Here is a 729-nt window from a genome sequence, read left to right as displayed (position 1 = left end):
CTAAATCATCAGCTCTTTTTTTGCTGATCATCATGATGTGTCGTACGCTTATTCTTACCACGCCATACACCTTGTATTTCAAGTTGTTTCATCAAGCGTGTTACTGTGCAGCGGGCAATAGAATATCCTTCTTGTTTAAGTTGTTGCCAAACTTTACGAATGCCATAACGCCCATGGCTCTCTTGCCAAATTAACTTAATTTGCTCAGCATAATGTTGATCGTGTAAATCTCGTTTCGAACGCTTTTCAGGGTTCTGTACTAGATCAAGCTGGCGATAGTAAGTGGATGAGGCAATTGGCAATATTTGACAAATCGCTTCAACACCATACAGGGCTTTATGATCACGAATGAAATCAACCATTATTTGTGTGGGCGGCCTAACTCCGCCTGTGCGAAAAAAGCAGCTGCCTTACGAAGAATTTCATTGGCTCGTTGTAGCTCTTTGTTTTCACGTTCTAGTTGTTTGATACGCTGTTGATCTGACAGAAGTTGCACTACGGCTGGATTCTGTAGTTGTTTATGTTTTTGATGCCAAGCACGCAAAGTTTCAGGGGTACAACCGATTTTAGGAGCAATAGCTGTAATTGCAGCCCAAGTAGAAGGATAATCTTGTTCAGATTCAAGCAGCAAACGTACTGCTCGTTCTTTGATTTCTGCGGTGTATTTTAATCTTGTCATAGCGACATTCTCTCAAGAAAATGTGTCTCCTACAATCTCGGTACGGTTCA

General features: G+C 41.4%; 1 pseudogene and 1 other annotated feature. The pseudogene reads right to left on the bottom strand.

The features are described 5' to 3' along the window. Nucleotides 1-11 precede the first annotated feature (11 nt). A pseudogene (locus MF4642_RS16580) lies at nucleotides 12-679 on the bottom strand (IS3 family transposase); the annotation flags it as partial. After that, nucleotides 288-404, bottom strand: a sequence feature (AL1L pseudoknot). (Overlaps the previous pseudogene by 117 nt.) Nucleotides 680-729: the final 50 nt, after the last annotated feature.

This window comes from Acinetobacter sp. MF4642 (genome assembly GCF_002018925.1).
Taxonomy (GTDB): Bacteria; Pseudomonadota; Gammaproteobacteria; order Pseudomonadales; family Moraxellaceae; genus Acinetobacter; species Acinetobacter johnsonii.
This window is presented reverse-complemented; position numbering and strand designations above follow the sequence as displayed.